Source organism: Bradyrhizobium sp. 62, from assembly GCF_023073035.1.
Classification (GTDB): Bacteria; Pseudomonadota; Alphaproteobacteria; order Rhizobiales; family Xanthobacteraceae; genus Bradyrhizobium.
The window spans coordinates 47,162-49,567 of sequence record NZ_JADPIT010000014.1; the positions used below are offsets into that span (position 1 = coordinate 47,162).

Annotated in this window: 2 protein-coding genes; both read left to right on the forward strand. The window is 65.9% G+C overall.

Going from position 1 to position 2,406, the window contains the following annotated elements; all coding sequences use genetic code 11:
- On the forward strand, positions 1-570 hold a 570-nt coding region (locus tag IVB47_RS08735; protein ID WP_247461052.1), incomplete at its 5' end, for a succinate dehydrogenase iron-sulfur subunit.
- A gap of 189 nt (positions 571-759) precedes the next feature.
- The coding region (locus IVB47_RS08740; RefSeq protein WP_247461054.1) for a hybrid sensor histidine kinase/response regulator at positions 760-2,406 on the forward strand (1,647 nt) is incomplete at its 3' end.

The window sequence follows — 2,406 nt, forward strand, 5'->3', positions numbered from 1 at the left end:
CCGTCGCTGACCTTCCGCCGCTCCTGCCGCGAAGGCGTCTGCGGCTCCTGCGCGATGAACATCGACGGCCAGAACACACTGGCCTGCACCCGCTCGATGCACGACGTGAAGGACGGCGCGGTGAAGATCAATCCGCTGCCGCACCAGCCTGTCGTGAAGGACCTCATCCCCGACCTCACCAATTTCTATGCGCAGTACGCTTCGGTCGAGCCGTGGCTGAAGACGACCTCGCCGACGCCGCAGAAGGAATGGAAGCAGAGCCACGAGGACCGCGAGAAGCTCGACGGGCTCTACGAGTGCATCCTCTGCGCCTGCTGCTCGACCTCGTGCCCGAGCTATTGGTGGAACAGCGAGCGCTATCTCGGTCCCGCCGCGCTGCTCCAGGCCAACCGCTGGGTGTCGGATTCGCGGGATGAAGCGACCGGCGAGCGGCTCGACAATCTCGAGGATCCGTTCCGCCTCTATCGCTGCCACACCATCATGAACTGCGCCAAAGCCTGCCCGAAGGGCCTCAACCCGGCGGAAGCCATCGCAGAGCTCAAGCTCAAGATGGTCGAGCGCCAGATCTAGGCGTCACTTATGCTGCCATCCCCGGCCGGAATGGCCGGGGCATTCTACGGCGGGCGCGTATTCGAGCAGATTTTGCCTCCGCCCCTGCACGAGCAGGCCGGCAGGTTGCAACCTCTGGTTCCCGCTACAAGCCGCTTCCTTCCCGGCGCGAAATTCAAGTAAGCTCTCCGGTGTGGGACCGGAGCGACCGTGCAGGGCGCACAACGCAATTCGCTGAGATTGCTGCAGTGGATGATGGCTGCGTCCCTGGCGCTGCCCATTGCACTGTTCGCGATCGCCGCCTCGATCTCCTACACCTCGACCAAAGACATCGCCGACCGCGAGATCGAGCGCACCCTCGATGTCGCGCATGAGCACGCGCTCAAGGTCTTCGAGACGATCGACCGCAGCCTCGCCGAGATCAACGAGGTGGTGCGCGGCATGCCCGACGACATCATCCGCTCGCGCGAGCCGGCCCTGCACCGCCGCCTGAAGCAGCTGACCGATTCGCTGCCGCAGCTGAAATCGGCTTGGATCTTCGATGCGGACGGAAAGTCGCTGGTCAACAGCCTGGCCTCGCCGCCGCCGGCGCAGAGCTTTGCGGACCGTGACTATTTTGCGGCCCATGTCGATCAGACCATCGGCAGCTACATCGGCGTTCCCCTGACCCCGCGTCAGCCCTATCAGGGCGCGCGCTTCTTCGGGGTCAGCCGCCGCCGCGGCTCCGACGACGGCAGCTTCATCGGCGTGATCCAGGCCTCCGTCCTGCCGGAATATTTCGAGAGCTTTTACGCCAGGATCGGCTCCGATGCCGGCAGCTTCCTCGCCATGGGACGCACCGACGGCGTGGTGCTGGCGCATCTTCCACGGCTGGACCGCGACCTCAGGCTCGATCCTAACGGGCCGGTCGGCCGGAGCATCGCAGCTCATCCCGAGCATGGCCTCATCACCATCGCCTGGCCATCGGACGAGGTCGAGCGGCGCATCGGCTACCGACGCATCGCCGAATATCCGATCTATGTCAGCGCGGGATTGGAGACCTCGGCAATCCGCGCACGCTGGTTCGCCACCATGGGCCAGCATCTGGTGTTCGGCATTCCCGCCACCGCGCTGCTGTTTCTGCTGCTGGCGTTCGCGTTCCGGCGCACCCAGCATCTCCAGGCCGAGGCCGCCGCGCGGCGCGAAGCCGAGGAGGCGCTCAAGCACAGCCAGCGCCTGGAGGCGCTCGGCCAGCTCACCGGCGGCGTCGCGCACGACTTCAACAACCTCCTGACCGTGATTCGCGCCTCGGTCGATCTGCTGAACCGGCCGCAACTGAGCGAGGAGCGGCGCCAGCGCTACATCACCGCCATCGCGGACGCGGTCGGGCGCGCGGCCAAGCTAACCTCGCAGCTGCTCGCCTTCGCGCGGCGCCAGACCTTGAAGCCGGAAGTGTTCGACGTCGGCGCGCGGCTGCAGTCACTGCACGACATGCTCGCGACGCTGCTCGGGCCCGCGATCGAAATCGCGATGCGGCTGCCGGCCGAGCCCTGTCTCGTCAATGCCGATGCAAGCCAGTTCGAGACGGCGTTGATCAACATGGCGACCAATGCGCGCGATGCGATGCACGGCAAGGGCAGGATCGTTTTCGAGGTCGAGGCCGCGGCGACCGTTGCGGACACGCGGGCTCCCGTCTCGGGCAACCCTGATCTTTCAGGTCACCATGAGCTTCCTGGCAAACATGGCTTCGTCGGTATTGCCGTCAGTGACACCGGCATCGGCATTCCGGCTGCGCGGCTCGAGCGCATCTTCGAGCCGTTCTTCACCACCAAGCAGGTCGGCCACGGCACCGGTCTCGGCCTGTCGCAGGTGTTCGGC